The following is a 25,054-nucleotide window of genomic DNA, read 5'->3' on the forward strand; positions in this document are numbered from 1 at the left end:
GCAAGTCAGATCCGTCCATTCTTGACGAGGACACAATGAACAAGCTCATTGCAGCCGCGGCGGCCGCTGGTATCAGCTTTAATTCAGCACACTCCGCGCCTTTGCCCGAGGCGAGGGCCGATGACGTCGGGGTTTCCAAGCAGCGCCTTGCCAAACTGGACGAGTTCTTCGCTGGCGAGATCGCAACCAAGCGCGTGCCGGGCGCAGTGGTTGCAATCGCCAGAGACGGCAAGCTCATTCACTACAAGGCGTATGGGCAACTCGATCCTGAAAAAGGAACCTCGATGAGGCTCGATGCGATATTCGCACTCGCATCTATGACCAAACCGATGGTGGCGGTTGCTGGGCTTACCCTCATGGAACAAGGTCGTCTGCCTCTGCGGGCCAAACTTACGGATTACTATCCCGAATTTGCAAACATGAAGGTGGGGGTACCACAGCCTGACGGTTCGTTAAAATTCGAAGCGCAGAGTTCCCCGATCTACGTCCACGACCTTTATCGCCACACATCAGGTCTCACCTATGGCACGCCGCCGGACAGCTCAGATCAAGTGGCGCGTCTCTATCCGGATTTCGCAGCGCCAGCGGTCAAGGGCGATAAGCAGGCTTTCATCGAAGGCATTACCAAGCTGCCGTTGGCGCACCAACCGGGAACGGAATTCGAATACGGCTTCTCGACCGACGTGCTTGGCGCTGTCGTGGAACAGGTTAGCGAGCAGCCATTAGGCGAGTATCTTTCCAGCAACCTGTGGAAGCCGATCGGAATGCTGGATGCCACTTTCCATTTGTCGGGATCGCAACGCGAGCGGCTCGCGCGTCCATTTAAAGACGATCCACTGACGGGAAAGCCACAAGACATCGAGCTCCTCGAAAGTCCGACGAAGTTTGACTGCGGGGGAGCCTGTGCATTTGCGACAGTTGGTGACTACGTGCGCTTTGGGCAAATGCTGCTAAACGGAGGGGAGCTCGATGGGCAGCGCATTCTCGGTCCCAAGACGGTGCATCACATGATCTCCAACCACCTTGGGCCAGAGATCAAAAACAAGGTCGCTAATGTGGAGCCGCACCGTGCCGGCTTTGGGTTTGGGCTCGGAGTGGCTGTACGCATAAGCGAGGGTCTCTCGGCCGTTCCAGGCAATCCAGGTGAGTTCACCTGGACCGGCGCTTACGGAACACAATTTTTTTGTGATCCAAAGGAGCGCCTGGTCGTGGTGGTTGGAACGGCTGCGCCCGGAGAGATCCGCAAGTACTACCGCGAGCAAGTCCAGGATATCGTCTATGCCGGCATAGTTCGCTAGTTCGCTTGCCGTCGGAAAAGCTCGATAAACAGATTGGATAATTAGCAAGTGATGCCTGTGCCGCGGACGGGCATCAAACTAAAAATACCACACCGTCGCCTGCTATCCGCGTCGGGCGAATCGGACCCAGTGCATGGAAACAGCAAGATCGCCTCTGCCATCGCTGCGAAGCTCACCGGAGAGAGGTGATGCGCCAAGCCATCGCCGTGCTAGCGCTTGGCTCGCGCGATGAACGGTCCTGGGGGAAAGCGCTCAAATGCACCCAGCCTTGCGCCCGCAATCCTGGCGGGCTTGGTACCGAGCGTCATTGACCCAAGGTAGATCGGATCGATCCGCCCTGAGAGGTGAAGGCGGTGTACTGCGGCGCGGAGGGCTCGCTATTGCGACCTTTCTTGGTCGCTGGTTCGGGCTGTTGGTGGTGACTGCCACTTTGGTGTCTGTGCGCAGTTGCGACGATCGCGCGGCCTCCATTGCATCTGAGAATGGCGAACAAGTCCCATTGAAATCGGTGCTCAGTGCGGTGTGGCGTGAACTGCGGCAATCGTCGTGCCGGCCGGTGTCGCGGCCGTACCTAGAGAGTGAGTATGACGCATTGGCCGCGAGGGACGAGCCATTGTGCGGCATTGTTCTAGTTCTCACGTCGACGGTCAAAACCGGACACATTAGCACGACGAGCGCTCGGGTTGCGCAGCCTGCGCCGAGCTCGCCGATCCACCGCAAATCGCGGAGTGGCGGCTTGGTACCGTCAGATGTTTGCCGTGCGGTGGCCCGTTTTTTGCTGCCGAATGTGAGCAATTCGTCAGGGCCGACGAGAAACTTGGAAGGGGTTCATGGGCGGGGCAACGGAAACTTTCTACAGCGTAATCAGACGCCAGGGTATCACGCGCCGTAGTTTCCACAAATTTTGCAGTTTGACGGCCTCGAGCTTCGGACTCGGCCCGCTCGCCGCAAGCAGGATTGCCAATGCCCTGGAGACCAAACCGCGTATGCCCGTCATCTGGCTGCACGGGCTCGAGTGTACCTGCTGCTCGGAAAGCTTTATCCGCTCGGCCCACCCGTTAATCAAAGACGTGCTGTTGTCGATGATTTCGCTCGACTATGACGATACGATCATGGCCGCGGCAGGTCACCAGGCTGAAGCCATTCTGGAGGAAACCCGTGCCAGGTACAAAGGTAGATATGTGCTTGCCGTCGAAGGCAACGCGCCGCTGAATGAGGGGGGCATGTTCTGCATTGACGGCGGCAAGCCGTTCGTTGAGCGGCTCAGGTGGATGGCGGAATCATCCATGGCGGTCATTGCCTGGGGGACCTGCGCATCCTGGGGCTGCGTGCAAGCCGCCAAGCCCAATCCGACAGGCGCTGTACCGATCGATAAGGTGATCACCGACAAGCCGATCGTCAAGGTTCCCGGGTGTCCCCCCATCGCAGAGGTCATGACCGGCCTAGTGACCTTCATCACCACGTTCGGAAGGCTTCCTGAGCTCGATCGCCAAGGACGCCCAAAGATGTTTTATTCCGAGCGCATCCACGACAAGTGCTATCGGCGTTCGCACTTCGACGCCGGCCAATTTGTCGAGGAGTGGGACGATGAGTGCGCCCGCAAGGGCTACTGCCTGTACAAGATGGGCTGCAAGGGGCCGACCACTTACAATGCCTGTTCGGCCCTTCGCTGGAACGGGGGCGTTTCATTCCCCATTCAATCAGGCCACGGCTGCTTGGGCTGCTCCGAAGACGGCTTTTGGGACAAAGGTTCGTTTTACGATCGGCTCACGACCATCCAGCAGTTCGGCATCGAGAAGAACGCCGATCAGATCGGCATGGCCGCTGCCGGCGTGGTTGGGCTGGCCGTTGCCGCACATGCGGCGGTCACGGCCGTGAAGCGATTGACCCACAAGCCGGATCGCGCAGTTCCCAAAGACAAGCCGACTTGAGAGGGCGACGGTGGCGGTCCAGACACCGAATGGGTTTAACCTCGATCGTTCCGGCAAGCGCATTGTGATCGATCCGCTGACCCGGATCGAGGGCCACCTGCGCGTCGAAGCCAACCTCGATGCGGACAACGTGGTCCGCAATGCGGTCTCGAGCGGGACGATGTGGCGCGGAATCGAAGTCATCTTGCGCGGGCGGGATCCGCGCGACGCCTGGGCGTTCACCGAACGGATTTGCGGTGTCTGCACCGGCACCCATGCGCTCACCTCGGTGCGTGCCGTTGAAAATGCGCTAGGGATCACCGTTCCGGAAAATGCCAACTCGATCCGCAACGTCATGCAGCTGTGCCTGCTTGTGCATGATCATCTCGTGCATTTCTATCACCTGCACGCGCTGGATTGGGTCGACGTCATCTCTGCGCTCAAGGCCGATCCCAAGTCCACCTCGGCGCTGGCGCAGTCTATCTCGCCCTGGCCGCTGTCATCCCCTGGCTACTTCAAGGATCTGCAGATCAGGCTCACCAAATTCTTCGAATCAGGGCAGCCCGGTCCGTTCAAGAACGGCTATTGGGGGCATCCGGCGTACAAGCTGCCACCTGAAGTGAACCTGATGGCCGTGGCGCATTATCTGGAAGCGCTCGACTTCCAGAAGGAGATCGTCAAGATCCAAGCAGTCTATGGGGGCAAGAACCCGCATCCGAACTGGCTGGTCGGGGGCGTGGCCTGCGCGATCAATATCGATGGAACCGGTGCGGCCGGTGCGGTCAATATGGAGCGGCTTAACCTGGTGTCCTCGGTCATCGACCGTTCGATCGAGTTTGTCGAGCAGGTCTATCTGCCCGACATTGCGGCGATCGGCTCGTTTTATAAAGACTGGCTGCACGGCGGCGGACTTTCCAGCAAAAGCGTGATGTCCTATGGCGATATCCCCGAAATCGCCAACGACTGTTCCGCGAAAAGTCTCAAGCTGCCGCGCGGCGTCATTCTTGGCGGCAATCTTGAGGAGATTTTGCCGGTCGACCTTGGCGATCCCGAGCAGATCCAGGAATTCGTCGCGCATTCATGGTATAGATACCCTAGCGAGTTCAGCGGATTGCATCCTTGGGAGGGCATCACCGAGCCGAACTTTGAGCTAGGGGCAAAGGTCAAAGGCAGCAGAACAGATATCAAGGAGCTCGACGAAGGCGGCAGGTATTCCTGGATCAAAGCGCCGCGCTGGCGCGGCCACGCCGTCGAGGTCGGGCCGTTGGCGCGATACATCATCGGTTATGCGCAAGGCAAAGCCGAATTCAAGGAGCCGGCCAACAGACTGCTCAAGGGGCTCAATCTTCCCCTGAACGCGCTGTTTTCGACATTTGGCCGTACTGCGACGCGGGCACTCGAATGCCAGTGGGCGGCACATCAGATGCGTTATTTCCAGGACAAGCTGGTCGTCCACATCAAGGCAGGCAATAGCGCAACCGCCAACGTCAGCAAGTGGAAGCCGGAAAGCTGGCCTAACGAGGCCAAGGGCCACGGTTTCACCGAGGCGCCGCGCGGCGCGCTCGGGCACTGGATCAAGATCAAGGACACCAAGATCGACAATTACCAATGTGTCGTGCCGACCACGTGGAATGGGTCTCCTCGCGATTCCAAGGGCAATATTGGCGCCTTTGAGGCTTCCCTGATCGGGACCCCGATCGCGGACCCGAAGCGGCCCTTGGAGATCTTGCGCACGATCCATTCCTTTGATCCGTGTTTGGCGTGCTCAACCCATGTGATCAATCCTGACGGCCAAGAAATGGCTTCAGTCAATGTTCGGTAGGGACATGCCCGACAGGGCTCCGCAAAACCCTGCCGCCGTCGATGCGCCACCGACTGTTGGCGGCGGCCGTGGCGCCGCTTACGTCTATGAAGCGCCGGTGCGACTGTGGCACTGGGTCAATGCGGCGGCCATTCTGGTGCTGGGCGTGACCGGCTATCTCATTGGAACCGGGACACCGGCGATGCCGGGAGAGGCTAGCGGCAATTTCTTGTTCGGCTATATCCGCTTTACGCATTTCTCTGCAGGATATGTGCTCGGCGTCGGCTTTCTGCTGCGCATCTACTGGGCCCTGATGGGAAACCCGCATGCGATGCAGATCTTTTGCGTGCCGCTCTGGCGCAGCTGCTTTTGGCGCGAAGTTTACGATGAGATGCGCTGGTACGCGTTCCTCGCAGTTGAGCCCGACAGACGCGTCGGGCACAATCGGCTGGCTCAGCTTGCGATGTTCTTTATGTTCACGCAGACGATCACGTTCATGATCGTCACAGGCTTTGCACTTTATGGACAGGGCGCGGGCCGTGACAGCTGGCAGTACAAACTGTTCGGCTGGGTATTTGCAATCTGGCCTAACAGTCAGGACGTCCATACCTGGCATCATCTCGGGCTGTGGGTCGTCGTGACCTTTGCGCTGGTCCACATCTACGCGGTGATCCGGGAAGACATCATGTCGGAGCGGAGCATCTCCTCGATGATTTCCGGTCAGCGTCAGTTTCGCGATTGACTGGGAAGCGGATGCTGACTCCGGAGAGCAAAAAAAGGATCCTGGTGCTTGGCATCGGCAATATCCTATGGGCCGACGAGGGATTCGGCGTGCGAGTGGTCGAGGAGTTTCATCGTCGCTACAGCATCGATGACAACGTCTCCATCCTCGATGGTGGCACGCAGGGGCTCTACCTTGTCAGTTTCCTTGAGCAGGCCGATTGCTTGATCGTGTTCGATGCCATCGACTATGGACTTTCGCCCGGGCAGTTGAAGCTTGTGCGGGATGACGAGGTGCCGAAGTTTAGCGCTGCCAAAAAGCTGAGCCTGCATCAGACCGGCTTTCAAGAGGTCTTGAGTGCAGCCGACCTGCTTGACCGCTGCCCGCGAGAACTCGCTCTGATCGGCTGTCAGCCGCTGGACCTGGAGCGTTGGGGCGGTCCGCTGACTGCTCCGGTGCGCTTTCAGATCGCGCCTGCGATCGAACTGGCTTGCAAACTGCTGGCCCAGTGGGGCTCGCCGGCGAAACTGCGAGCCTCGCCGCTGCCTGCATCAGAACGGCTGTTGGGGAACAATATCGACCATGTAAATTATGAAAGGGCGCAGCCGATCTAGCGGCGCGCGGCTATTCATGTGCCTTGGCTTACCAATGACGATTGTTGAGACCGACGGCATCACGGCGCTATGCGAGTATGGCGATGAACAGCGGCGTGTCTCAGTCATGCTGCTCTCCGGCGCGTCGGTCGGCGCCAAGGTCCTCGTCCATATCGACACAGCGGTGCGGCTGTTGGAGGAGGATGAAGCAAGTCGGATCTCGGAAGCACTCGACGGGCTTGAGGCCGGCCTCAATGGCGAGGACTGCGATCGCTTCTTTGCGGACTTGATCGCGCGTGAGCCGCAATTGCCCGACCATCTGCGCTAGCGGCGCCGCGCACGGACTCGCGCCAGCGCGCCTTGCTCGCAAATCGAATCTGCTTCGTAGGCAACCTCTACACCGAAAATGTCAAGCGCTTACAGCCGCTGATCCGGGCGCGAACGCGATCGCCTTGAGACGATGGATTGGCATGTGCCTTGCTAATACCTCGCCGAGCAGAGCCAGAACACTATCAGAAAGGCGTCTGATGAATTTCCAGCCGGCGAAGCATGATCTGGCGCGGCCCGCTCTGTCCGAGGTAGAGAGTGTGGGCGTCCATGCACATCTTGCCACACAGGATCCTGGGAGGTGGGGCGTGGAGCTGCCGTCGCCAGCCGGTCCCGTATGTTCGCTCCGGGCCAACCATGTCGCAATCGCGCTTTCTGAACAGATCAAGGCGCACCGGCGGCCCGCGCAAGGGGTCGTAACCGCGCGCAGCGCCGGTGGCGGGCTGGGCGGGCGCCTCGGCCTGCGTGGCCCGCCGACGCAGATCGAGCTCCATCAGCGCGGCACACTCCGCCGGGTCGGCAAGAGCCAGATCCGTTTGGTCAAGATCGACCGCATCTCGGCGCCGATCGTGGGATCACACGCCGGTGGTGACTGCACCGCCGATGGCATTTCCTCTCGGCCAGCCCCACGGAACGTCGCATCATGAAAACAGCGGCGCGCATCGGATACGAAGGCGCCGCTGCGGCGGTGGGTGGGTTTCCCGTGGATGCGGATAGTCGCGACATCGTCCATAGCGGGCCCACGGCTGTGGCGGCGCCGGCCAAGCGCGCTTGGCGTGATGCCGACGAGCTTGCAAAAAATTGTCCGAATGCCATCACGCTGTTATCGAATGCCGCTGCCGCCGCTCGTGGCCAGAAGAGCGACGCACGCACACAACTGTATAGGCTTTCGAATCTCAGTGATCTCGAGCGCAACCTGATTGCCGAAGTGCTTGGCAAAGGCGAGGTCGCCGGCGTCGTTGCGCTGCCAGATGGCTCCCAGGCGGAAATCCAGGAGTCCGCACTTGCGGGAATCTGGCGCGTGCGTATCGGGACGGGTCCGGCAGACGAATATGTTGAGGTCGGGGCGATCCCGCAGATTGTGCGGCGCGCCGCAACGGACCTGACGTCGACCGATCTGGTGATCGGCGCCGCGCCTGGCGGCGCGATGAACGTGCTGCCGGTGCTCGCCGAAACACGCGAGCGGGCCCGCGCCTGGCGGTCTGGCATGCGCGCGCATGTCATCAATCTCACGCTGTTGCCGATGAACGCCATCGACCTGGCGTTTCTCCAGCAAAGCGTGGGCAATGGTCCGGTCCAACTCATCTTCCGCGGCTACGGCGCGTGCCGAGTGCGGGCGACCGCGACACGGAATGTATGGTCGGTGCAGTTCTTCAATTCCATCGACAACATCATCCTGGATACGCTTGAGGTCGGCGGCGTGCCGATTGTTGCGTTGGCTGCCGACGAGGATTTCGAGGATTCCGCCGAACGCCTGCAGGAGATCATGAAAGCTTACGTCACATGAAGAGCTTGGAGAATATTTGGCATCCGGCCGGTTCTCACAGACGGCGCGCCCGTCCAATGTGGCGTGGGCTGGATCATGCACAACCGACCAGAGAGCAATGGCGACGCAGACTGCTGCGCGAGTGCGTTGCGTCCCAAAAATTGAAAGCGTCTTCGGCTTTCGCGCGTCGAAGTTCGGCTTCGCGTCGGTTGAAAATGATGCTTGAGCGCAAACAGGACCTTCGCAGGAGCGGGCACGCCGATGTGTCGGCATCTGAGGAGATGCTCGTAGCAGCCTATTGGGATACCGCCGGTCGAACCGTGCGTACGCGACCGACCTTGAACGATCCGTGTTCAGGGTCGAAGCGATTGGGTTTCGCACGGGCGGAGGGCAGGGCCGGCAGCGCGATGGGCGCGCCTTGGGCCATGAAGATGGTCGTTTTCCTGCGTAACGGCGCCTGCCAAGGGCATGCTGGGCGGAAATCGAACCTGCGCTCGCGAGTTCGATCTCGCGACATTGAGCTTGGTGTCAGTGAAATCGCATCATTGAGCTCGATTGCCTGTTGCTCCCTGCTCTCGGCGAACTCCGCACGCAAAGGTATGGGTGGTGCCCGCGCCGAAGCAGCGGTCCTTGCCACGATGTGGCCGGCCAACCGCCGAGCGCCAAATCATATCCATGCGCCACATCCCAGTCTGACCGACCGCCGGCATTTCTTGCGCGAGATGATGGCGGAGCGGTGCGCATGAGCCTCGTCGCCCGCAACAAAATCGATGTCACCATATCGCTTGCTGCCGACGTCATCGCCGCGGTCGAGATCCTGCCGCGAGTCCGGCCGCCACTGGCACGGCTGTTCGCCGGCAAACCGGCATCGGCGTTGCTCGAGGCGCTACCGCAGCTCTTCACAGTATGTGCCGCTGCGCAACAAACCGCATTGCTGTCCGCGATCGAGGCGGCACGTGACGAAAAGATCATGCTCGGGACGAAACAGCGTCGGATGATCCTGGTCGTTGCCGAGCGCATCTCAGAATTGCTGCGGGGCCTCTTTGTCGGGCATCCTACGCCTAACGTCAGTGCGGCGGCGATCCGGTCCCTCATACGAGGGTTGTCAGTGCTTGTCGGCAACGCACGGCCAGCACGCGGTTCTGCTCGGCGCGAGGCTATAGCGCAGATTGTGGCTGCGCTCGCGGCACTCGGCATGCCGGATGAAGATGGCGCGCCGAGGCCCGGTAGCCCGTTCGCGCTTTGCATTGCAGCGCTTGACGACGTCGACTTGAAGTCCATCCCGATCGCGCACTCGTTCTTGTCCGCTGCCGACGACCGCAACATTACTGAACGGCTGCTCGGCGATGACCCGACATTTTGCCATTGTCCCGATCTTGGGGGACGTGCGCCCGAGACGGGTCCATGGGCGCGCCAAATGACGCGTGATCGGCTCTGGCTGGGTCGGTCGGGTGCGGTCGCGCGGCTGAATGCCAGAATTGCAGAAATCGTGCGGCTATGCGATTGGCTCAAGTCCGGTGCTCATATCGAGTCGGCCGAGCCTGGGATCATCGAAAGCTACAAGCTAGGTGCTGGACGAGGAGCGGCCGCGGTCGAATGCGCCAGGGGCCGGCTCCATCACGCGGTCGAGCTTGATCCGCAGGGCCAGATATCCCGCTTCGAATGTCTTGCACCGACGGAATGGAATTTCCACTGGCGCGGACCGCTTGTCCGGAATCTGCAGGGCGCGGCGCTGACGGCCAGACGACATCAGAAAGCGGTTCGTGCGGTGATTGAATCGCTTGATCCCTGCGTCGGGTTCACGCTGAAGTTTCGCAAAGTTGACGATGCATGAAATGGCGCTTTGTCAAAGCATCGTCGAAATCGTCGAGGAGGAGGCGCGTCGCCGATCGTTTTCCCAGGTGCGGAGCGTCTGTCTGGAGATCGGGGCGTTGAGCCATGTTGCGCCTGAAGCGATCAGGTTCTGCTTTGCTGTCGTTGCAACGCGGACCATTGCCGAGGGCGCGGCTCTTAGGATCATCGAACGTTCCGGCGTGGCCTGGTGCATGACCTGTTCGAAGAGCGTCGAGATTGCACGGCGCGATGAGTGCTGTCCATGCTGCGGCAGCTATCAGTTGCAGGTAACGGCAGGCGAAGAGATGCGAGTGAAAGAGCTGGAGATCGATTGATGTGTAGCGTATGCGGCTGCAGCGGACAGGCGTCTTCAACCGAACGCGCCGAACTGCATGATGCCCAAGGCCGCGCTCGCGAGCGTCCCCATGTGCAGGACAATCGCGATCGCCATGAGGCGCATCTGCATGGCGATCGGGACCTGCAGCATTCACACCATGCCCGCCATGATCACCCTCATCATCCTGGCCATCATCAGGCGCATGGTGGGCAGGCGCTTGTGAGCCGCGGCGCCGACCTGTCTGCCTTGAAGGTCGCGGGCATGAGCTGCGAGCACGTCATTCAGGTCGGGCGCGACATCCTTGGCAAGAATAACAGGATCGCGGCGGAAAACCGCGCCCTCTTCATGGCCGACGATCTGCTCGTATTTAATCTTATGTCCAGTCCTGGTGCAGGCAAGACCGCGCTGCTGGTCCGCGCCGTGTCCGAGCTCAAGGGCAGCTGCCCGGTCGGGGTCATCGAGGGCGATCAGCAGACCTCGAACGATGCCGAACGCATTCGCTCGGCCGGCGTGCCAGCTATTCAAGTCAATACCGGCAAGTGTTGCCATCTCGACGCTGCCATGATTGGTGAGGCGTATCGCCGCTTGCCGCCGCTCACGCGCGGTATTCTCTTCATCGAGAACGTCGGGAATCTGGTCTGTCCCGCTGCCTTCGATCTAGGCGAGGCTTGCAAGATCGTGGTGTTGTCGACCACCGAAGGCGAAGACAAGCCGCTCAAATATCCGGATATGTTTGCCGCTTCGTCGCTCATGCTGATCAACAAGATCGATCTGGCGTCGCTGCTAGAGTTCGATTTGGGCAAGACCGTCGAATACGCAAGACGCGTCAATCCCAAGATCGAAGTGCTCACGGTCTCGGCGCGGACCGGCGAGGGTTTTGGCGCACTCTACGCTTGGATCGATAAACAGGCAGCGCATCAAAGGCGCGCCTTGGAGGACACCAGGCGATGAGCGCCGCCACCAGCTGCGACCGAACGCGGCTGCGCGTGCGCGTGAGCGGGGCCGTGCAAGGGGTCGGCTTTCGTCCCTACGTCTATGGCCTCGCCACGCGATACGGATTGGCGGGGTTCGTCGTCAATGGCCCCGAGGGCGTCACAATCGAAGTCGAGGGTCACCGGGCGCCCGAGTTTGTCGCCGCTTTGCCGCTCAAGCCGCCTCCACTGGCACGTATCGACCACATCAGCGTTCAGCGCACCGGGGCGCTCGCGGCACAAGACTTTTCAATTCGCGCGAGCGAAGGCGGCAGGTTGTCAACTCGGATCGTTGCCGATGCCGCGACCTGCCGGCAATGCCTGGGTGAGTTATTCGATCCAGAAAATCGCCATTACCTTTATCCCTTCGTCAGCTGCTCCCATTGCGGCCCGCGCTACACGATCTCCGAACAGCTTCCGTACGATCGCCGCAACACGGTCATGAAAGCTTTCAGGCTGTGTGCCGCCTGCGCGGCCGAATATGCCGATCCAGCGAGCCGCAGGTTTCATGCGGAGGCGATCGCGTGTCCGATATGCGGTCCTCGGCTTAGCCATGGGGTCAACGCCATTGTTGCGGCGATTGCCGGCGGCCAAATCGTGGCGATAAAGGGGCTCGGCGGGTATCAGCTGCTTTGCGATGCGCGCAACCAGGACGCCGTGCAGCGTTTGCGCAGCAGAAAGCAGCGCCCCCAGAAGCCGTTCGCGGTCATGGTCTCTTCCATAGGGCGTGTCAATGAAATCGCGGAAGCGAACGCGGCAGAGCTTGCGTTGCTCGAATCCGTAGCACGTCCCGTCGTCCTTTTAGCTTCGCGCAATGATTTGGCGCCCGCCATAGCTCCTGGCTTATCCCGCGTAGGTGTCATGCTGCCGGTAGCGCCACTGCATCACCTCATCTTTCATGCGCTTCACTCGACAGGAGCATGGCTTGCGGGGGCAGGCCCGGTCATCGTCGCAACCAGCGCCAATTCTTGCGGCGAACCGCTCGTGATCGACAACGCGCAGGCGCTGCGGCGGCTCGCGGGGATCGCCGACTTTGTCGTGACCCATGATCGCGATATCCTGACGCGTGCCGATGACTCCGTGCTGTCGGTGGTGGCCAGCCGGACCCAATTCGTTCGCCGGGCACGTGGCTATGTTCCCGAGCCGATCCGGCTTGCGAGGTCTGTGCCGGTCGTGCTCGCCGTCGGCGGCGCGCTGAAATCAACCGTCACCATCACGCGCGACAACGAAGCCTTCGTCTCCCAGCATATTGGCGATCTCGATACGGCCGAAGGGATCTGTGTGTTCGAGCAGACGATCCACCACCTCACATCGACTCTTGATGTGGAGCCTGTCGTCATCGCCCATGATATGCATCCCAATATGGCGTCGACCCGGTTTGCGCAAGCAAGCGGCCGGGCGCTTGTCGCCGTCCAGCATCACCACGCCCACGCTGCCGCCGTCATCGCTGAGCATGGCCATGCCGGACCTGCGCTTGCCTTGGTGCTCGACGGCCATGGCCTCGGTTCCGACGGTGGTAACTGGGGGGGCGAGCTATTGTTGTGCGAAGGAACGAGGTTTCGACGCATCGGGCATCTCGCGCCCCTGCAAATGCCTGGCGGCGATCGCGCAGCCCGCGAGCCGTGGCGCATGGCAAGCGCAATATTGCAGGCGCTCGGCCGACGTCACGAAATCGGGCCTCGCTTTGCTGCGCAGCGGCAGGCTGGGCGTGTGTCGGCATTGCTCGATCAAGCGGGCGGGGCCACCACGACCAGCGCGGGCCGGTTGTTCGATGCCGCCGCGGCGCTGCTGGGGGTTGCAAGTTTGCAGAGCTATGAGGGCGAAGCCGCGATGAAGCTCGAAGCGATGGTGCGGCGGACTGAGATTTTCGAGGCGGGCTGGACCATCGACCGCGGCGTGCTGTCGCTTCGTCCGCTATTTTCGCGGTTGATTGCAGACGACCTCGACGCCGCAGACGGAGCCGGGCTGTTTCATGGCACCTTTGCCGCCGCCTGCATCGACTGGGTCGGGCGCGCTGCGCGGAGAACCGGCGTCAATACCATCACTCTAAGCGGCGGCTGTTTTCTGAACGCGGTGCTGGCGGATGAAATTGAACGCGGGTGCCGCAGCGCAGGCCTCACCCCGCTGGTGCCACGGCAGCTGCCGCCCAACGATGGCGGCTTGAGCCTTGGTCAGGCCTGGATTGCCGCTCTGCAGACTGCCGAACGGCCGTCAGCCCTGAAAGGAGCAACCTGATATGTGTCTTTCGGTCCCGGCAAAGATTTCGAAAATTCTTCCCGACGATATGGCGATCGTGTCCATCGATGGGGTCAGCTTGGAAATTTCGATCGCTCTCATCGATGAGCTCGATGTCGGCGACAGCGTTCTTGTCCATGTCGGCTACGCCCTATCGAAGATCGACCCGACAGAAGCCAAGCGCACGTTGCAGCTCCTGCAGGAGCTAGGCAGTGCAGGGCAGGAACCTTGATCATGAAATATGCCGATGAATTTCGTGACAAGACCATCGCGCTGGGGCTCGCGCGGGCGATTGGCGCCGAAGCCGGTCCGCGACGGGCTTACCGGTTCATGGAGTTCTGCGGCGGACACACTCATGCGATCTCCCGCTACGGCCTCGAGGATTTGCTGCCCGCGAACGTTCGCATGATCCACGGGCCCGGCTGTCCCGTCTGCGTTCTGCCCGCCAGCCGGATTGACATGGCGATCCGGCTCGTCGAGCGGCCGGAGGTCACTCTGTGCGTGTATGGCGACCTGATGCGCGCGCCCGGGTCGCAGGGACAGTCCCTGATGCGCGCCAAAGCGCTCGGCGCAGACATTCGGATGGTCTATTCGACACTCGACGCTATCCGGCTCGCCGAACAGGTGCCAAGCCGGGAGGTGGTCTTCTTTGCCATCGGATTTGAGACCACGACGCCCCCGACGGCGGTGATGGTCCGGATTGCCGAAAAGAAGCGGCTGAGGGGCCTCAGCGTGTTCTGCAACCACGTGCTTACGCCCTCTGCGATGCATAGCATTCTCGAGAACCCGAAGATGCGCAACATCGGTGGGGTCGCAATCGATGGCTTCGTCGGTCCTGCACATGTCAGTACGATCATCGGTACGCAGCCTTACGAGCCCCTGGTGGAACAATTCGGCAAGCCGATCGTCATCGCGGGATTTGAACCGCTCGACGTGATGCAGGCGATCCTGATGCTGGTGCGGCAGGTGAATGAAGGCCGCTACGAGGTGGAGAACCAATACAGCCGAGCGGTGACGCGCCAAGGCAATCGACGCGCCAAGGACGAGGTCTCGCAGGTATTCGAACTGCGTGAGCAGTTCGAATGGCGGGGGCTTGGTCTCGTCCCCAACAGCGGACTGAAGCTGAAGCGGGCCTACGCGGGATTTGATGCCGAGGCGCGCTTTGCGATGCACGAGCTGCGTGTCGCCGACAATCCGGCATGCGAGTGCTGCGCGATCCTGCGCGGCGCCAAGCGGCCGGTTGACTGCAAGCTGTTTGGAACCGTCTGCACGCCGGAAACACCCATCGGGTCCTGCATGGTTTCCTCGGAAGGCGCTTGTGCCGCGTATTGGACCTACGGCCGAGTTCGCGATGATCAGGTGAGGCGGTTGTCATGAGCGGTAAGGATTATCATGGCAAGCTCGACGCCGAGAACGGACGCGTTGATCTTTCCCACGGATCCGGGGGGCGCGCCATGGCACAACTGATCTCCGGCCTTTTTCACCAAGCCTTCGGTAATGAATGGCTCGCCCGCTGCAATGATCAGTCGGCTTTTGAGGTTGCGGCAGGCAGGATGGTGATGACGACCGACGGCTATGTGGTCTCGCCGCTGTTCTTTCCCGGCGGCAATATCGGGTCATTGGCTGTGCACGGCACGATCAATGATGTCGTGATGGCCGGCGCGCGTCCGCTCTATCTGTCGGCTAGCTTCATCATCGAGGAGGGGTTCCGGTTTTCGGATCTAACGACGATTGCGCAGTCGATGGGCGTGGCGGCGCGCGGTGCCGGCGTTTACATCATCACTGGGGATACCAAGGTCGTCGAGCGCGGCAAGGCGGATGGGTTGTTCATCTCTACGACCGGGATCGGGGTTCTGGCCGATGGGCTCGATCTGTCCGCCGACAAAGCAAGGATCGGGGACCGTGTGCTGGTGTCGGGCAGCCTTGGCGATCATGGGGTGGCGATCATGTCAACGCGCCAGCACGCCGCTCTTCAAGTTGAGATCGTCTCGGATTCGGCATCGCTGCATGACCTCGTGGCCGTCATGATGGCGGCTGGCGGGCGCGGCATCCGGGTGATGCGTGACCCCACGCGCGGCGGTCTTGCCGCCACCCTCAACGAGATTGCGCATCAGTCTGGCCTCGGGTTCCGTCTGCAGGAAGCGGCCATTCCGGTAAAGCCTGCGGTTGCGGCCACCTGCGAACTCCTTGGGCTTGATCCGATCCATGTCGCTAATGAGGGTAAGCTCGTTGCGATCGTCGCGCCTGATGTGGCTGATGCCGTGCTTGCAGCCATGAAGGCGCATCCGCTCGGGTGCGATGCAGCCGATATTGGCGAGGCCGTAGCTGACGATCACAAATTTGTGCAATTGGCCACCAGTTTCGGCGGCGGACGTATTGTCGATTGGTTGTCAGGCGAACAATTGCCTCGGATCTGCTGAACACGCCACACCCGTTTGTGGGGAGCATGAGGGAACGATGGTCAAGCTCAGCGAGCATGGTCGTCTCAATCCGCTTCGCATCTGTTTGTTTGAAATCCTGCGTCGCCGATCAAAGATCGCTGAATTCCTACGCCATTTAGCCGCCTGCATCGCAATATCGCTGCGCTCTTGCGATTAAAAAGCCCCTCTAGGCAGGGAGTTTTCAAATGAAGGTCGGAGTCCCCAAGGAAATCAAGGCGCACGAATATCGCGTGGGCCTTACCCCTGGAGCCGTCCGCGAATACGTGGCAGCGGGCCACCGCGTGATGATCGAGACCAATGCCGGCGCCGGCATTGGTGCAACCGATGACGATTATCGCGCCGCCGGCGCAACGATTCTGGATTCCGCAGGGGAGATATTTGCATCGAGCGAGATGATCGTAAAGGTTAAGGAGCCTCAGCCGTCCGAATGGAGCCAGCTGCGGGAGAGCCAGATCCTGTTCACTTACCTGCATCTGGCGCCGGACCCGGAGCAGGCCAAGGGGCTCCTGAAATCTGGGTGCACCGCGATCGCTTATGAGACCGTAACTGATGCCCATGGTGGTCTTCCACTCCTGGCGCCGATGAGCGAGGTCGCAGGTAGGCTTGCGATCGAAGCTGCGGGTAGTGCGCTGAAGCGGAGTGCAGGCGGACGAGGGCTGTTGATCGGTGGAGTGCCCGGTGTTCAGCCGGCTCGGATCGTTGTGATCGGAGGCGGCGTCGTCGGCACGCACGCCGCACGCATGGCGGTCGGTTTGGGCGCGGAGGTCACCATCATCGACCGCTCGATACCCCGGCTCCGCGAGCTGGACGAGCTATTCGAAGGGCGGGTTCGTACCAGATTCTCTACCATCGAATCCGTGGAGGAGGAGGTATTTGCGGCCGATGTGGTGATTGGTGCGGTGCTCGTTCCAGGAGCGAGCGCGCCGAAGCTGGTCCGCCGGAGCATGCTGAGCTCAATGCGTAAGAGGGCGGTCATCGTGGATGTCGCTATCGATCAGGGCGGCTGCTTTGAGACGTCGCACCCAACCACTCACGCTGATCCAACTTACGAAGTGGATGGCATCATTCATTATTGCGTGGCCAATATGCCCGGCGCGGTGCCGCTAACCTCGAGCCAGGCACTGAACAACGCCACGCTGCCGTTTGGTTTGGCCCTGGCCAACAAGGGCTTTTCCGCCGTGCTCGAGAGTCCGCACCTGCGCGCGGGCCTCAATGTCCATCGGGGTCGGCTGACTTACAAGGCGGTTGCCGAGAGCCTCGGGCTCCCCTTCTCTCCGATCGAACAGGCTGCGGCCTGATTCCCAGAGGCCCACACGGGCGTTTCCTCCCTGACTTGGGCCACCCTTCGGGGTGGCTTTTTTTTCGGCTCTTTCGACCTGCTCAGTACCGCTGGCATTTCTTTGAGCGCGGAACGAAGCCGAGGGATCACCAGACGATCGCGCTTGGCTTTCGGTCGTCCCCGTGCTGCGAGCCAACTACCTCCGTCCTCTACAGGGAAAGCAGGTTTGCCGGTCATCCGCAGGGATTGAACATTGCCTGCCGCAGCTTGCCCAGAGGGACCACGATCATCGAAGCGACCGTTATCTGCGCAATCGGGCACGACGTTTTCTGGCTGTGCTGGGAAATGCGAACTGGGCTGGCGGATCGACCCTGCGCTCTAACTACAGTGTCGAGATCAAGCTGCCGTGAGGCCGATTGTAGCATTTGCGACAACCATTGAGGCGGCGACATGCCTTTGGAAAATAGCCGAGACAGATCAAGCCCAGGCTCTTTGGCATAAGACTTGAAGGCAAGAAGCGGTCCGCACTTTGCTTATGGAATCGCAGTAATGGCCTACAAGATAATCGCGTCCCAGTGCACCGTCTGTGGCGCGTGTGAGTTCGAATGTCCCAACGCGGCGATCAGCCTGAAGAACGATATATATGTGATCAATCCGGCCCAGTGCACTCAATGTGAGGGTCATTTTGAGGCGCCGCAATGCGCTGTCGTTTGCCCAGTGCCCGACACCTGCGTGCCGGCATAAGGGGGGCCGATGAGGGGGACTGCGGCACAAAGCAGGATGACGACTCTAGCGACGGCTGTCTGGGTCGGGGGCCTGGTTCTCTCACCCGTTGATCCCGCGTTGGCCAGGACTTGCGCGATCAGCTTGGAGGGGCGCGCGGGGCAATCATCGTCGGCTGGAGTTTTCCGTGAGCGAGCGGAGTAGACAATGGTAGCTGTACAAGAGACGGTCGAGCGCGTCCGGCGCATCGACGTCGACCAGTATCGATATGGGTTTGAGACGGAGATCGAGTCCGAGAAGGCCCCCAAGGGGTTGTCGGAAGACACCGTCCGCTTTATCTCCGCCAAGAAGGATGAGCCGGCCTGGATGCTGGAATGGCGTCTGGAGGCGTTCCGCCGCTGGCTGACCATGACCGAGCCGACCTGGGCGCGCGTCAACTATCCGAAGATCGACTACCAGGACATCTATTACTACGCGGCGCCGAAGCCGAAGAAGGCGCTGACCTCGATCGACGAGATCGATCCGGAGATTCTCAAGACCTACGAGAAGCTCGGCATTCCCCTGCGCGAGGTTGCGATCCTCGAGGGCGTCGAGCCGGCTCCGGGCGGCGAACAGACGCCGAGCCGCAAGATCGCGGTCGACGCGGTGTTCGATTCGGTTTCGGTCGCCACCACCTTCAAGGCGGAGCTGAAGAAGGCCGGCGTGATCTTCATGCCGATCTCGGAGGCGATCCGCGAGCATCCCGAGCTGGTGCAGAAGTATCTCGGCAGCGTGGTGCCGACCTCGGACAACTATTTCGCGACGCTGAACTCGGCGGTGTTCTCCGACGGCTCGTTCGTCTACGTGCCGCCGGGCGTGCGCTGCCCGATGGAGCTGTCGACCTATTTCCGCATCAACGAGCGCAACACCGGCCAATTCGAGCGCACGCTGATCATCGCCGACAAGGCCTCCTACGTCTCCTATCTCGAAGGCTGCACCGCGCCGCAGCGCGATGAGAATCAGCTGCATGCCGCCGTGGTCGAGCTGGTCGCGCTCGACGACGCCGAGATCAAATATTCGACGGTGCAGAACTGGTACCCCGGCAATTCCGAGGGTAAGGGCGGCATCTACAATTTCGTCACCAAGCGTGGCGACTGCCGCGGCAAGAATTCCAAGATCTCGTGGACCCAGGTCGAGACCGGCTCCGCGATCACCTGGAAGTATCCGAGCTGCATCCTGCGCGGCGATAATTCCAGTGGGGAATTCTATTCGATCGCGATCTCGAACGGTTTCCAGCAGGTCGACAGCGGCACCAAGATGATCCATCTCGGCAAGAACACGTCGAGCCGCATCATCTCCAAGGGCATCGCGGCCGGCAAGTCGCAGAACACCTATCGCGGCTTGGTCAGCGCCCATCGCAAAGCAACCGGCGCGCGCAACTACACCGCCTGCGATTCGCTTCTGATCGGCGACAAATGCGGCGCGCACACCGTGCCCTATGTCGAGGTTAAGAATTCCTCGGCGACGTTCGAGCATGAGGCGACGACGTCAAAGATCTCCGAGGACGTGCTGTTCTACTGCGTCCAGCGCGGGCTCAGCCAGGAGGAAGCCGTCGGCCTCGTGGTCAACGGTTTCTCGAAAGACGTGCTGCAAAAGTTGCCGATGGAATTTGCGGTGGAGGCGCAGAAGTTGATCTCGATCTCGCTCGATGGATCCGTCGGATAACTAAATGTTTCCGCGAGCCCTCGCGATTGCGGCTTGCGTTCTGGATGACGCATTTCAGGGGCGGGTTAAAATGGCGCTACTCGAAGTCCGAGATTTGCATGTTGGTATCGAGGACTGCGAAATTCTTCGCGGCCTCGATCTTACGGTCAATGCGGGTGAGGTGCATGCAATCATGGGGCCGAACGGCTCCGGAAAGTCCACACTCAGTCACGTTGTCTCCGGCAAGCCCGGCTATCAAGTGAGCGCTGGCCAAATCCTATTCAAGGGTGAAGACCTGCTCGCGATGGAAACAAACGAACGCGCCGCCAATGGCGTATTTCTTGCATTCCAATATCCGGTGGAAATTTCCGGGGTGACCACCATGAACTTCCTGCGCGCGGCGTTGAACGCCCAGCGCAAGGCGCGAGCACAAAAGGAATTCTCCACTCCCGATTTTATAAAACGAGTTCGCGAGGTTGCGAAGTCGCTCAACATACCGCAAGGCATGCTCAAGCGCGGCCTCAATGTCGGATTTTCCGGCGGCGAGAAGAAGCGCAACGAGATTTTGCAGATGGCGCTGCTCGAGCCGAGCCTGTGCATCCTGGATGAGATAGATTCTGGTCTCGATATCGACGCGCTGCGGATTGTCGCGGGTGGCATCAACGCTCTGCGTTCGCCGGAACGCGCGATGATTGTAATTACCCACTATCGGCGGCTTCTCGACTACATCGTGCCGGACGTTGTCCACGTGATGTCGAAAGGGCAGGTAAGAAAGAGCGGCGGAAAAGAACTCGCGCTGGAGCTTGAGGCTTGTGGCTATGCCCAATTCGAAGACGCGGCGTGACCGCGCAAGGGATTTCCCGATGAAGCAGGTTGTGACCAAAGCCGCCGCCGGGCGCGCAACGGACAATGTCTTCGCCGCGGCGCATGGACGGTTGCCTGGCTCCAGGCTCGTCGCTCATATCCGTGCGAGGGCGTTCGAGGCCTACGAGCGCGCCGGCCTCCCGCATCGGCGCATCCAGGCTTGGAAATATACCGATCTGCGCACCCTGATTGGCGCGGTCCTGCCACTCGCTCCTCGACCCGATGCGGCCGCGCTGGTGCGCGCAGCGGCGTCGGTTAAGCAAGCAGGTACCGATCGGGTGGTCAAACTCGTCTTGGTGGATGGCATATTCGCCCCGGAGCTTTCCGATGTGGACAGTTTGGAAGACGGGGTCGATGTGCGGTCGCTCCGAGAGGTCCTGGAAGATACGACCGACGGCGCGATGGCTGGCCTCGTGCTGGCGACCACAACTGATGCGGTGATCACGCTCAATGCGGCAATGGCGACCGATGGCTTGGTGATTACGATAGCTGAGGGCGAAGCGGTGAAGCGGTTGATTCAGATCGTTCACGTCGCGACCGGATCATTGGTGTCCAACTTTACGCGCTCCTATCTGCAGCTCGGTCAAGGCGCGCAAGCGGCCGTAGTGGAGAGTTTCGTCTCGGCTGAAGGCGCGAGCGGCTATCAGACCAACGATGCGACAATTGCCCTGGTCGGCGACGAGGCGTGCCTTTCGTATATCCGACTGGCGGCCGACGCTGCTGACGCGGTGAATATCTCATCGAGCATCATCGCGGTCGGCGCCAGGGCGAAGCTCGATCTCTTCAGCATGACCTGTAGCGGTTCCGTCAGTCGCTACCAGGGATTCGTCACGCTGGGTGGCGAGGGATCCAAGCTCTCGGCGAACGGGGTCAATCTCATCAGGCACAAGCAGCATGTCGACACGACAATGGTAGTCGATCACGCCGTGCCACATTGCACCAGTCGGGAGAAGTTCCGTGCCGTCGTCGACGAATGCGGCCGTTCGGTGTTCCAAGGCCAGATTGTCGTTCGTCCTGGCGCGCAGAAGACAGACGCCACGTTGACGACGCGAGCGCTGCTTCTGTCCGACGAAGCGCGGGCCGACAATAAGCCAGAACTCGAAATCTTGGCCGACGACGTGACTTGCGGCCACGGATCGACATCAGGAGCGCTGGACGGTTCTCTCGTATTTTATCTGCGTGCTCGTGGTCTGTCCGAGAAGGACGCGCAGGCATTGCTGATTGGAGCATTCCTGGGCGAGGCGATCGAGGAAATCGCCCCGGAGAATCTGCGCGATCTTGTGACCGCGCAAACTGAACACTGGATGCAGGCGCGCAGATGAGCGTGCATCCCGCGATCAGCAATGGCAGGTACGAGGTTAACCGTCTGCGTGCGGACTTTCCTGCGCTGAGCATGACGGTCTATGGCAGGCCGCTGGTCTATCTCGACAATGCCGCCTCGGCTCAGAAGCCGAAGGCGGTACTTGACCGCATGATGCACGTCTACTCGAGCGAATATGCCAACGTGCATCGCGGTTTGCACTACCTCGCTAACGCTGCGACCGAGGCGTATGAAGGCGCGCGTGCCAAGCTGGCGCGATTTGTGAACGCCCATCTAAACGAAGAGATCATCTTCACCCGCAGCGCCACCGAGGCAATCAATCTGGTGGCCCAGACCTTCGGCCGGGAACGCGTCACACCGGGGGATGAGATCGTTCTCTCGACGATGGAACATCATTCCAACATCGTGCCGTGGCATTTTCTCAGAGAGCGCCACGGTGCGGTGATCAAATGGGCTCCAGTGGATGATGACGGCAACTTCCTGCTGGATGCCTTTGAGCAGCTCCTGACCCGGCGCACCAAGATTGTTGCGGTCACACAAATGTCGAATGCTCTCGGGACCATCTTGCCGGTAAAGGAAGTGGTGAGGATCGCGCACGCTCGTGGTATCCCGGTGCTGATCGATGGTTCGCAAGGATGCGTCCATCTGAACGCCGACGTCTGCGACATCGGTTGCGATTTCTATGTGATGACGGGCCATAAACTCTATGGTCCGACTGGCATCGGCGTGCTTTACGGCAAATCCGAGCATCTGACGTCCATGCCACCCTTCAATGGCGGGGGCGAGATGATCCGTGAGGTCTCATGTACCGGCGTCATCTATGGTGATCCGCCGCACCGCTTCGAGGCGGGCACGCCTCCGATCGTTGAGGCGGTCGGTCTGGGGGCGGCTGTGGACTACATCAATTCAATAGGTAAGAAGCAGATCCGCGTGCACGAGAGCGCACTGCTTGCTTACGCTCAGCAGCGGCTGGCGGACATCAAATCCGTGCGCTTGATCGGGACACCAGCCGAGAAGGGGCCGATCATTTCCTTTGATATGAAGGGTGCGCATGCGCATGATATTGCCACCGTCATCGACCGCGCAGGTGTGGCGGTGCGGGCCGGGGCCCATTGCGCGATGCCACTGCTCAAGCGGTTCGGTGTTCTGGCGACCTGCCGTGCGTCCTTCGGCCTTTACAACACATATGAAGAGATTGATACGCTCGTCGATGCGCTTACCAAGGCGCGGCAGCTGTTCTCGTGAGCCGGCGAGTGTGCCACGTCTAAGTGGCTAGGCAGCCTGCATCGACCTCGGCGGGCGATGACGTCACGCACAAGACCATCACCCTCTTCGCTGAAGGTAAGCATCTGTCGTCCCGGCAACATAGATGGTATCGGCAAGCCGGAGCCGCCAGCCAACCGCTTGTCCATGTCAGCGGCCGTCCCGGCGAGCGCGATCGCAAGACACTGCAATCGGCTGCAACTTCGCGCCTTCGAGAATTGCGCGGCGCAATTTCGCGGCCGGCACTTGTTCCATTTCGAACAGGGTCAACGAAGAAGTCTCCGTGCAAGGCGCGATGTCGCGTTCGCAACAACAACCAGCCTCATCGGGCGAGCCGCGCTAACTATGTTTATTTGTTCTGGTTTTTGCGCTCCTGATGGACTGGCATGCTCGTTGCAAAAGTCTTGGTCAGCAAGAAGCTCTTCCAACCGCTAACCCTTGAAGGACATCAGCATGAGTCTCGCCACGACCCAGAGCATTGCAGAAATCAGGGCTCGTAACAAACAGCTGATCGACGAGGTGCTGAAGGTCTATCCAGAGAAGACCGCGAAGCGGCGTGCCAAGCATCTCAACGTTCACCAGGCCGGGAAGTCCGATTGCGGAGTCAAATCCAACATCAAATCCATACCTGGTGTGATGACAATCAGAGGCTGCGCCTATGCAGGATCCAAGGGGGTGGTCTGGGGGCCGATCAAGGACATGGTCCACATCAGCCACGGCCCGGTTGGCTGCGGCCAGTATTCGTGGGGCTCGCGTCGTAACTATTACGTTGGCACAACGGGCGTCGATAGTTTTGTGACCCTGCAATTCACCTCCGATTTCCAGGAGAAGGACATCGTATTCGGTGGCGACAAGAAGCTGGTCAAAGTCCTTGACGAAATCCAGGAGCTGTTCCCGCTCAACCACGGCATCACCATCCAATCGGAATGCCCGATCGGATTGATCGGGGACGACATCGAGGCCGTGTCAAGGTCGAAATCCAAGGAATATGGCGGCAAGACCATCGTGCCGGTCCGCTGCGAGGGCTTTCGCGGCGTGTCGCAGTCGCTTGGCCACCACATTGCCAACGACGCGGTGCGCGATTGGATTTTCGACAAGCTCGACCCCGACGGCAAACCAAAGTTCGAACCGACGCCTTACGATGTTGCGATCATTGGAGACTACAATATCGGCGGCGATGCCTGGTCATCGCGAATTCTGCTGGAAGAAATGGGCCTGCGGGTGATTGCGCAGTGGTCCGGCGACGGTTCACTCGCCGAGCTCGAAGCAACGCCGAAGGCCAAGCTCAACATCCTGCATTGCTACCGTTCGATGAACTACATCTCGCGTCATATGGAGGAGAAGTTCGGTATCCCGTGGTGCGAGTATAACTTCTTCGGACCTTCAAAGATCGCAGAATCGCTGCGCAAGATTGCGGGCTATTTCGACGACAAGATCAAGGAGGGCGCCGAGCGGGTGATCGAAAAGTACCAGCCGCTGGTGAACGCCGTGATCGCAAAATATCGCCCGCGTCTGCAAGGCAAGACGGTGATGCTGTACGTCGGCGGGCTTCGTCCGCGTCATGTGATTGGCGCCTACGAGGACCTCGGGATGGAAGTCGTGGGGACCGGATACGAGTTCGGCCATAACGACGACTATCAGCGCACCGCCCAGCATTACGTAAAGGACAGCACCCTCATCTACGACGACGTCAACGGCTATGAGTTCGAGCGCTTCGTCGAAAAGCTCCAGCCTGATCTGGTCGGCTCGGGCATCAAGGAGAAATACGTTTTCCAAAAGATGGGTGTGCCGTTCCGGCAGATGCATTCCTGGGACTATTCTGGCCCATATCACGGCTATGACGGCTTTGCGATCTTTGCTCGCGACATGGACATGGCTGTCAACTCGCCGATCTGGAAGAAGATGAAGGCACCTTGGAAGGAAGCCTCAAAAGCCAAGCTCCTGGCTGCAGAATAACAAGCACTTGGT

At 60.3% G+C, this 25,054-nt stretch carries 23 protein-coding genes; 22 read left to right on the plus strand and 1 reads right to left on the minus strand.

Going from position 1 to position 25,054, the window contains the following annotated elements:
* Positions 1–35: 35 nt before the first annotated feature.
* From XH93_RS08295 to XH93_RS08320, 6 genes are all read left to right on the plus strand, one after another.
* Entirely contained in the window at positions 36–1,298 is a 1,263-nt protein-coding gene (locus XH93_RS08295) for a serine hydrolase (protein ID WP_194473117.1), read from the plus strand.
* An 830-nt stretch (positions 1,299–2,128) separates the two neighbouring features.
* The gene (locus XH93_RS08300) at positions 2,129–3,229 is read left to right on the plus strand and encodes a hydrogenase small subunit (RefSeq protein ID WP_194473118.1); all 1,101 of its coding nucleotides are present in this window, start codon (positions 2,129–2,131) and stop codon (positions 3,227–3,229) included.
* A gap of 10 nt (positions 3,230–3,239) precedes the next feature.
* Positions 3,240–5,030, plus strand: a complete 1,791-nt coding sequence (locus XH93_RS08305) for a nickel-dependent hydrogenase large subunit (protein WP_194473119.1) — start codon at positions 3,240–3,242, stop codon at positions 5,028–5,030.
* A 4-nt stretch (positions 5,031–5,034) separates the two neighbouring features.
* A complete protein-coding gene (cybH, locus tag XH93_RS08310) occupies positions 5,035–5,751 on the plus strand; it encodes a Ni/Fe-hydrogenase, b-type cytochrome subunit (RefSeq protein ID WP_194473120.1) in 717 nt (238 codons plus the stop codon).
* Positions 5,752–5,762: 11 nt separating this feature from the next.
* Positions 5,763–6,344, plus strand: a complete 582-nt coding sequence (locus XH93_RS08315) for a HyaD/HybD family hydrogenase maturation endopeptidase (protein WP_194473121.1) — start codon at positions 5,763–5,765, stop codon at positions 6,342–6,344.
* A gap of 16 nt (positions 6,345–6,360) precedes the next feature.
* Positions 6,361–6,651, plus strand: a complete 291-nt coding sequence (locus XH93_RS08320; RefSeq protein ID WP_139481302.1) for a HypC/HybG/HupF family hydrogenase formation chaperone — start codon at positions 6,361–6,363, stop codon at positions 6,649–6,651.
* A gap of 184 nt (positions 6,652–6,835) precedes the next feature.
* Here XH93_RS08320 and XH93_RS08325 read toward each other — a convergent pair whose 3' ends face one another.
* A complete protein-coding gene (locus XH93_RS08325) occupies positions 6,836–7,144 on the minus strand; it encodes a hypothetical protein (RefSeq protein ID WP_194473122.1) in 309 nt (102 codons plus the stop codon).
* A 149-nt stretch (positions 7,145–7,293) separates the two neighbouring features.
* Between XH93_RS08325 and XH93_RS08330 the strand changes: the two genes are divergently transcribed.
* From XH93_RS08330 to nifD, 16 genes are all read left to right on the plus strand, one after another.
* Complete coding sequence (locus tag XH93_RS08330; RefSeq protein ID WP_194473123.1) at positions 7,294–8,157, plus strand: hydrogenase expression/formation protein; 864 nt, start codon at positions 7,294–7,296, stop codon at positions 8,155–8,157.
* Between the two features lie 260 nt (positions 8,158–8,417).
* Positions 8,418–8,882 (plus strand): [NiFe]-hydrogenase assembly chaperone HybE, encoded by a 465-nt coding sequence (hybE, locus tag XH93_RS42910; RefSeq protein ID WP_371815100.1) that lies wholly within the window; start codon positions 8,418–8,420, stop codon positions 8,880–8,882.
* Entirely contained in the window at positions 8,879–9,970 is a 1,092-nt protein-coding gene (locus XH93_RS08340) for a nickel-dependent hydrogenase large subunit (RefSeq protein ID WP_194473125.1), read from the plus strand. The genes hybE and XH93_RS08340 overlap by 4 nt, the downstream gene beginning before the upstream one ends.
* Positions 9,963–10,304 carry a hydrogenase maturation nickel metallochaperone HypA gene (gene hypA / locus XH93_RS08345; protein ID WP_194475039.1) on the plus strand — a complete coding sequence of 114 codons (342 nt, stop codon included), beginning with the start codon at positions 9,963–9,965 and terminating at the stop codon, positions 10,302–10,304. The genes XH93_RS08340 and hypA overlap by 8 nt, the downstream gene beginning before the upstream one ends.
* Positions 10,304–11,257 (plus strand): hydrogenase nickel incorporation protein HypB, encoded by a 954-nt coding sequence (hypB, locus tag XH93_RS08350; protein WP_194473126.1) that lies wholly within the window; start codon positions 10,304–10,306, stop codon positions 11,255–11,257. The genes hypA and hypB overlap by 1 nt, the downstream gene beginning before the upstream one ends.
* A complete protein-coding gene (hypF, locus tag XH93_RS08355) occupies positions 11,254–13,512 on the plus strand; it encodes a carbamoyltransferase HypF (protein ID WP_194473127.1) in 2,259 nt (752 codons plus the stop codon). Before hypB ends, hypF begins: the two co-directional genes overlap by 4 nt.
* A gap of 1 nt (position 13,513) precedes the next feature.
* On the plus strand, positions 13,514–13,744 hold the full coding sequence (locus tag XH93_RS08360; protein WP_139481198.1) for a HypC/HybG/HupF family hydrogenase formation chaperone: 231 nt from the start codon (positions 13,514–13,516) through the stop codon (positions 13,742–13,744).
* A 2-nt stretch (positions 13,745–13,746) separates the two neighbouring features.
* Complete coding sequence (gene hypD, locus XH93_RS08365; RefSeq protein ID WP_194473128.1) at positions 13,747–14,889, plus strand: hydrogenase formation protein HypD; 1,143 nt, start codon at positions 13,747–13,749, stop codon at positions 14,887–14,889.
* Entirely contained in the window at positions 14,886–15,932 is a 1,047-nt protein-coding gene (gene hypE / locus XH93_RS08370) for a hydrogenase expression/formation protein HypE (protein ID WP_194473129.1), read from the plus strand. The genes hypD and hypE overlap by 4 nt, the downstream gene beginning before the upstream one ends.
* Before the next feature lie 206 nt (positions 15,933–16,138).
* Complete coding sequence (gene ald, locus XH93_RS08375) at positions 16,139–17,251, plus strand: alanine dehydrogenase (protein WP_139481195.1); 1,113 nt, start codon at positions 16,139–16,141, stop codon at positions 17,249–17,251.
* A gap of 530 nt (positions 17,252–17,781) precedes the next feature.
* The gene (locus XH93_RS08380) at positions 17,782–17,976 is read left to right on the plus strand and encodes a 4Fe-4S binding protein (RefSeq protein WP_139481194.1); all 195 of its coding nucleotides are present in this window, start codon (positions 17,782–17,784) and stop codon (positions 17,974–17,976) included.
* A gap of 186 nt (positions 17,977–18,162) precedes the next feature.
* Positions 18,163–19,659, plus strand: a complete 1,497-nt coding sequence (gene sufB / locus XH93_RS08385) for a Fe-S cluster assembly protein SufB (RefSeq protein ID WP_194473130.1) — start codon at positions 18,163–18,165, stop codon at positions 19,657–19,659.
* A 70-nt stretch (positions 19,660–19,729) separates the two neighbouring features.
* The gene (gene sufC / locus XH93_RS08390; RefSeq protein WP_194475040.1) at positions 19,730–20,482 is read left to right on the plus strand and encodes a Fe-S cluster assembly ATPase SufC; all 753 of its coding nucleotides are present in this window, start codon (positions 19,730–19,732) and stop codon (positions 20,480–20,482) included.
* A 19-nt stretch (positions 20,483–20,501) separates the two neighbouring features.
* A complete protein-coding gene (gene sufD / locus XH93_RS08395; protein WP_194473131.1) occupies positions 20,502–21,824 on the plus strand; it encodes a Fe-S cluster assembly protein SufD in 1,323 nt (440 codons plus the stop codon).
* Entirely contained in the window at positions 21,821–23,068 is a 1,248-nt protein-coding gene (locus tag XH93_RS08400) for a cysteine desulfurase (RefSeq protein ID WP_194473132.1), read from the plus strand. The genes sufD and XH93_RS08400 overlap by 4 nt, the downstream gene beginning before the upstream one ends.
* A 471-nt stretch (positions 23,069–23,539) precedes the next feature.
* Positions 23,540–25,042 (plus strand): nitrogenase molybdenum-iron protein alpha chain, encoded by a 1,503-nt coding sequence (nifD, locus tag XH93_RS08405; RefSeq protein ID WP_139481299.1) that lies wholly within the window; start codon positions 23,540–23,542, stop codon positions 25,040–25,042.
* Positions 25,043–25,054: the final 12 nt, after the last annotated feature.

This window comes from Bradyrhizobium sp. CCBAU 51753, assembly GCF_015291565.1.
Classification (GTDB): Bacteria; Pseudomonadota; Alphaproteobacteria; order Rhizobiales; family Xanthobacteraceae; genus Bradyrhizobium; species Bradyrhizobium ivorense.

Excerpts from the sequence above, each read along its gene's own strand:
- XH93_RS08295 (WP_194473117.1), top strand. The coding sequence starts at position 36 with ATGAACAAGCTCATTGCAGCCGCGGCGGCCGCTGGTATCAGCTTTAAT.
- XH93_RS08300 (WP_194473118.1), top strand. The coding sequence starts at position 2,129 with ATGGGCGGGGCAACGGAAACTTTCTACAGCGTAATCAGACGCCAGGGT.
- cybH (WP_194473120.1), top strand. The coding sequence starts at position 5,035 with ATGCCCGACAGGGCTCCGCAAAACCCTGCCGCCGTCGATGCGCCACCG.
- XH93_RS08315 (WP_194473121.1), top strand. The coding sequence starts at position 5,763 with ATGCTGACTCCGGAGAGCAAAAAAAGGATCCTGGTGCTTGGCATCGGC.
- XH93_RS08320 (WP_139481302.1), top strand. The coding sequence starts at position 6,361 with ATGTGCCTTGGCTTACCAATGACGATTGTTGAGACCGACGGCATCACG.
- XH93_RS08325 (WP_194473122.1), bottom strand. The coding sequence starts at position 7,144 with ATGGAGCTCGATCTGCGTCGGCGGGCCACGCAGGCCGAGGCGCCCGCC.
- XH93_RS08330 (WP_194473123.1), top strand. The coding sequence starts at position 7,294 with ATGAAAACAGCGGCGCGCATCGGATACGAAGGCGCCGCTGCGGCGGTG.
- hybE (WP_371815100.1), top strand. The coding sequence starts at position 8,418 with ATGCTCGTAGCAGCCTATTGGGATACCGCCGGTCGAACCGTGCGTACG.
- XH93_RS08340 (WP_194473125.1), top strand. The coding sequence starts at position 8,879 with ATGAGCCTCGTCGCCCGCAACAAAATCGATGTCACCATATCGCTTGCT.
- hypA (WP_194475039.1), top strand. The coding sequence starts at position 9,963 with ATGCATGAAATGGCGCTTTGTCAAAGCATCGTCGAAATCGTCGAGGAG.
- hypB (WP_194473126.1), top strand. The coding sequence starts at position 10,304 with ATGTGTAGCGTATGCGGCTGCAGCGGACAGGCGTCTTCAACCGAACGC.
- hypF (WP_194473127.1), top strand. The coding sequence starts at position 11,254 with ATGAGCGCCGCCACCAGCTGCGACCGAACGCGGCTGCGCGTGCGCGTG.
- XH93_RS08360 (WP_139481198.1), top strand. The coding sequence starts at position 13,514 with ATGTGTCTTTCGGTCCCGGCAAAGATTTCGAAAATTCTTCCCGACGAT.
- hypD (WP_194473128.1), top strand. The coding sequence starts at position 13,747 with ATGAAATATGCCGATGAATTTCGTGACAAGACCATCGCGCTGGGGCTC.
- hypE (WP_194473129.1), top strand. The coding sequence starts at position 14,886 with ATGAGCGGTAAGGATTATCATGGCAAGCTCGACGCCGAGAACGGACGC.
- ald (WP_139481195.1), top strand. The coding sequence starts at position 16,139 with ATGAAGGTCGGAGTCCCCAAGGAAATCAAGGCGCACGAATATCGCGTG.
- XH93_RS08380 (WP_139481194.1), top strand. The coding sequence starts at position 17,782 with ATGGCCTACAAGATAATCGCGTCCCAGTGCACCGTCTGTGGCGCGTGT.
- sufB (WP_194473130.1), top strand. The coding sequence starts at position 18,163 with ATGGTAGCTGTACAAGAGACGGTCGAGCGCGTCCGGCGCATCGACGTC.
- sufC (WP_194475040.1), top strand. The coding sequence starts at position 19,730 with ATGGCGCTACTCGAAGTCCGAGATTTGCATGTTGGTATCGAGGACTGC.
- sufD (WP_194473131.1), top strand. The coding sequence starts at position 20,502 with ATGAAGCAGGTTGTGACCAAAGCCGCCGCCGGGCGCGCAACGGACAAT.
- XH93_RS08400 (WP_194473132.1), top strand. The coding sequence starts at position 21,821 with ATGAGCGTGCATCCCGCGATCAGCAATGGCAGGTACGAGGTTAACCGT.
- nifD (WP_139481299.1), top strand. The coding sequence starts at position 23,540 with ATGAGTCTCGCCACGACCCAGAGCATTGCAGAAATCAGGGCTCGTAAC.